Origin of the sequence: Paraburkholderia sp. SECH4, from assembly GCF_030511745.1 — a bacterium.
Taxonomy (GTDB): domain Bacteria; phylum Pseudomonadota; class Gammaproteobacteria; order Burkholderiales; family Burkholderiaceae; genus Paraburkholderia; species Paraburkholderia madseniana.
In genome coordinates this window covers 1-4,344 of the sequence record NZ_JALOCP010000092.1, presented here as the reverse complement: position 1 = coordinate 4,344, position 4,344 = coordinate 1, and the positions used below count along the sequence as shown (strand labels likewise).

Below are 4,344 nucleotides of genomic sequence, written 5' to 3'. Positions count from 1 at the left end.
GCTTCTACTCAACTTTGCGCCGCCATCTAATGACGCTTTTACACCGCCGCTAACACCGAGGGCTTCCAACGATCACGGCCCACGGGTTCGCGCCTTTGGGGCCACTCACCGCTACCGTTCCCCTCTCGTGATAGTCCCCATTCTCAGGAATATATTTAATGGCGCATCGGTACGGCGATAACCCGCGTTATCGCGGCAATGATGCGACGACATGCTTTGCCGCGATGACCTGACGACTCGGACCTGCCTCCTCCCATCCATTAAGGTCGCAGATTGGCCCATTGCCGCCGGTCGTGATGTCAGGGATTCAACGGCGGTAAACCGAGTGGTCCGGTCACTCAAGCTGACCTCTCGCAGACAGCAGTTCGGCCATTGCTGACGTTCACGTGTCGCCGTTCACGAGGCAGCTTAATTTTCCTTTCCTGTCGTTCGGAGCATCGCGCCCGCGAAGACCGGATCCTCAGCGGATGCGTACTCTCGACCCGCTCCAGTGATCCAAAGGGCTCACGATCCAATTTCAAACGGCGGATTTCGTCGTACATGCCTCACACTTCAAAGTAGGCACTCGTGTATACGCACTATTCGTTTCTCGTCTTCGGATTCGGCGGATTCCGATCAGATCCTGACTACGTAAGCAGGCCGACGAATCGTTGTTGCACGCACAGCAAGTCGGAGAGTGGATCACCGCAGCGCGTCGTAGTCATCTACGGTGTTCGCACGCGGGAGACGCTGGAACAGCCAGTTCAGTTAGCGGTACGGATCGATGCCGTTGGCCCTGCAGGTTTATGCCGAATCCCACGCTATGCCGAATCGAATAGAAAGTCACGCTGGAGGGGTGACAGCCCAAGCGCTCGAAGAGCGCATTCTAGTTGTCGCGATTAGGCATAGTCCGTGCGTTAAGGGCAGAAGTTGACGGCCGATCTCCAATGACCCTCGCCGTTACCACACATCAAGCGTTGAGTAATTCTGCACGTACGGATCTCTGCGGGGAGCGAGGAGCGAGGAGCAATTCCCGTCCCTACCGCGACCGACCGGGCGTCGCCGTACTTCATTTCATGCCGGGTGGCGGGAAGAACGCGAACAATGCCACGCGCACTATCGTTGGCCAAGTTCATGAATGAGATCAACAAAAGCGCGGAGTCCCGCTGGTAGCTGCCGCCCAGGGGGATAGTAGAGCGCCAGACCACGGTAGCTGGGCGTCCAGTCCTGCAGCACGCGCACAAGCCGTCCAGCCGCCAGGTCGTCACGCACATACCAATCGGCCAGATAGGCCAGGCCCGTACCGGCCAAGGCGGCTTCACGCATGAGGCCCGGGTCGTCGAGTGTGAGTGGTCCGCTTACTTCGATATTCATTGGTTCGCCATGACGGGAGAACTCCCAGCGCGACGGCGCACCACTGGGAAACTTGGCCCGTACACAGGGGTGCCCGGCAAGCTCGGCCGGTGAAGTTGGGGTCGGGAACCGTGAGAAGTGCTCAGGCGAACCCACCACCGCCATCCGGAGATCACCGTCGATCGGGATGCGGACCATGTTTTGCGGCACCGTCTCACTCAGGCGAATCCCGGCATCGAAGCCCTCGGCCACGATGTCGACCATTTGCCCCTCGGTCACGATCTCCACCTTCATATCGGGGTAGCGGCTCAGGTACACCAGTACGATGGGCGCAAACACCATGCGGACTGCGCCCAGCGAGGCGTTGATGCGGAGCGTGCCAATAGGCGAAAGGCGATGGAGGGTAGTTTCCTCCATGGCGCCGCGAATCTCCGACAAGGCCGGCCCGATCCGGGCGACGAAGTGCTCGCCAGCCTCGGTCAGCGAGACACTACGGGTGGTCCGATGAAACAGGCGAACGCCGAGTCGCGTTTCCAGTCCCGAAACAGCGTTGCTCAAGGCCGTGGTCGAGATGCCGAGTTCATTCGCTGCGCGGCGAAAGCTCTGGCAGCGGGCAACAGCAAGTGCGGCCTCCAGGCCGACTAAGCCAGATTTCTGCATTATCCCGATTTTCGAACCAAGATATCAAACTTTATCCATCTTATCAGAATAATTGGGCCGGCGTATGCTGCGTGCACCACCTCCCGATAGTCCGGGGAAACACAGGAGCGATCATGCAAACCATCCACCAGACCTACATCGACGGCACCTTCGTGACACCGCACGGCACCGAGACCGTTGAAATCATCAACCCGACCACCGAAAGGCCTCTCGCACGCGCGCCCCTCGCCGACGCCCAGGACACGCGTCGCGCCATCGCTGCGGCAAAAAGGGCGTTGCCGGCATTTGCGCAAACAACAGTCGGCGAGCGCGTCGCCATGCTGAAGCGGCTGCACGCTGCCGTCCTGGAATGCAGCGATGCACTGCGCGATGCGACGATTGAAGAATATGGCGCGCCTGTTTCACGGGCCACCTGGATCTCTCACTTCGCGGCGCAATCATTTCTTGACGCCGCAGTGACGCTGGAGGCCTATGACTTCACCCGCGTGATGGGTACCTCAACCGTAGTGATGGAACCTGTGGGCGTTGCTGCCCTCATCACTCCGTGGAACAGCACTGCCGGTTCGATCTGTAGCAAATTGGCGATGGCCATCGCCGCAGGTTGCACGTCCGTGATCAAGCCAAGCGAGCTGAGCCCAATACAAAACAGGATCGTGACGGAAGCAATTCATGCGGCAGGGTTGCCGGCAGGCATCGTCAATATCGTCACCGGACGCGGCGACGTCGTGGGCGCAGAATTGAGCACGCACCCGGATGTCGCCAAGATTTCCTTTACTGGCTCCACGGCGGTGGGCAAGATCATCCAGCGCGCGGCGACCGACACCATGAAGCGTGTCCACCTCGCCTTGGGCGGGAAATCCCCGTCCATCATCCTTGACGATGCGGACCTGACGAAGGCAGTTCCGCTCGCGCTCAATGCGGCGTTCATGAACAACGGGCAGGCATGCATCTCGGGGAGCCGATTGCTGGTACCTGAGCGGCGCTTGGCAGAAGCGATCACGGTGGTGAAAGAGACAGTGGCGCAGATGAAGGTGGGCGACCCGGCCGACCCAACGACCGTCATTGGACCTCTGGCCAATCGCAACCAGTATGAACGCATTCAGAACTACATCAGGCTCGGTCTCGCCGAGGGCGCTACGCTTATCACGGGTGGCGAGGGGCGTCCGGCGGGGCTAGAGCAAGGCTATTTCGTCAAGCCGACGGTATTTGCCGATGTGCGCAGCGAGATGACCATCGCACGTGAGGAAATCTTCGGCCCCGTTCTGTCCATCCTGACATATGGCAGCGAGGAGGAAGCGATCGACATGGCCAACGATACGGTGTTTGGCCTGCACGCCTACGTCATGTCGTCCGATCCGGCACGGGCAAAGGCTGTGGCGACAAGGCTGCAGGCCGGTCGAGTGATGATCAACACGCTACAGCACGATCCTTTGGCGCCGTTCGGCGGATTTAAGCAGTCGGGCGTCGGGCGCGAGTACGGCGTGCTTGGTCTGGAATCGTACCTCGAGGCAAAGACGTTGCTGGGGGTGTCGTGAAGCCCTGACCGCCCTCCTCCTCAACGGTCTAGACCAAATACTTGCAAGGTCGACTCTCCAGCGCGCAGCCTCGTCAGAATTTCCCTCTCCGCCGCCTCACGTTTCTCCGCGGCGAGAAGCACCTCACCAATCCGCTCATTGGGGATAGAGACCACTCCGTCAATGTCACCTACGATCAGGTCACCAGGACTCACGAAGATGTCACCCATCAGCACAGGCTTGTTAAGCCATCCCGTCGCACCAAAATCTTTCCCGGTACCGCGGATGCATAAGCCTCTTGAGAAAACAGGAAACCCAACTTCCTCAAGCAGAGCGCCATCTCTCACGCCCGCATCTATGACCAGGCCACCCAGTCGGGCGACCATTCCTGAAGTCGACATGACCTCGCCCCAATATCCTGCTTCATAGTGGCCGCTTGCATAGACGACCAGGATATCGCCCGGGCTGGCCGCCTTGATGGCTCGATGAATCCACAGATTGTCGTTCGGCGGGCAGTGCACAGTAAAAGCCGGCCCTGCCAGCCTGAAACTGGCGGCTGTCGGCTTGATCGACGACGGTAACGCCCCGATCCGGCCTCCAGCTTCGTGAAGTGTCGCCGAGCCGAGCCTGGCGGCTCGTTTGATCTGGTCTGCAGGTAGCGCTACCGTTTTGCGCACCGAGATTGACGTATCGGCGAACGGATCGTGTTCGTCACTCATGCTGAGTCCTTCAAAGACTGAAGGCGGTGGTACCCAAACTGACGGCGAGCCTCGTCTAGCCGAGTGAAGTTGACCCAGAAAAACGGACATCTATCCTTTGGAGAAGGAGGTGCCGATTA

Annotated in this window: 3 protein-coding genes and 2 pseudogenes; 2 read left to right on the top strand and 3 right to left on the bottom strand. The window is 59.6% G+C overall.

All coding sequences use genetic code 11. The features are described 5' to 3' along the window. Positions 1 to 570: 570 nt before the first annotated feature. A pseudogene (locus M0D67_RS41695) lies at positions 571 to 686 on the top strand (bacterioferritin); the annotation flags it as partial. Here M0D67_RS41695 and M0D67_RS42210 read toward each other — a convergent pair. Beyond that, positions 682 to 783, bottom strand: a pseudogene (locus tag M0D67_RS42210) (transposase domain-containing protein); the annotation flags it as partial. The pseudogenes M0D67_RS41695 and M0D67_RS42210 sit on opposite strands and share 5 nt — an antisense overlap. A gap of 312 nt (positions 784 to 1,095) precedes the next feature. Continuing rightward, a complete protein-coding gene (locus tag M0D67_RS41690) occupies positions 1,096 to 1,992 on the bottom strand; it encodes a LysR family transcriptional regulator (RefSeq protein ID WP_266243583.1) in 897 nt (298 codons plus the stop codon). A gap of 113 nt (positions 1,993 to 2,105) precedes the next feature. On the opposite strand from M0D67_RS41690, the gene M0D67_RS41685 reads away from it, so the two are divergent. Next, positions 2,106 to 3,527 carry an aldehyde dehydrogenase family protein gene (locus M0D67_RS41685; RefSeq protein WP_266243581.1) on the top strand — a complete coding sequence of 474 codons (1,422 nt, stop codon included), beginning with the start codon at positions 2,106 to 2,108 and terminating at the stop codon, positions 3,525 to 3,527. Positions 3,528 to 3,547: 20 nt separating this feature from the next. Here the strand turns inward: M0D67_RS41685 and M0D67_RS41680 are convergent, their stop codons facing one another. Further along, complete coding sequence (locus M0D67_RS41680) at positions 3,548 to 4,225, bottom strand: RraA family protein (protein WP_266243579.1); 678 nt, start codon at positions 4,223 to 4,225, stop codon at positions 3,548 to 3,550. Between the last annotated feature and the right edge of the window lie 119 nt (positions 4,226 to 4,344).

Excerpts from the sequence above, each read along its gene's own strand:
- M0D67_RS41680 (WP_266243579.1), bottom strand. The coding sequence starts at position 4,225 with ATGAGTGACGAACACGATCCGTTCGCCGATACGTCAATCTCGGTGCGC.
- M0D67_RS41690 (WP_266243583.1), bottom strand. The coding sequence starts at position 1,992 with ATGCAGAAATCTGGCTTAGTCGGCCTGGAGGCCGCACTTGCTGTTGCC.
- M0D67_RS41685 (WP_266243581.1), top strand. The coding sequence starts at position 2,106 with ATGCAAACCATCCACCAGACCTACATCGACGGCACCTTCGTGACACCG.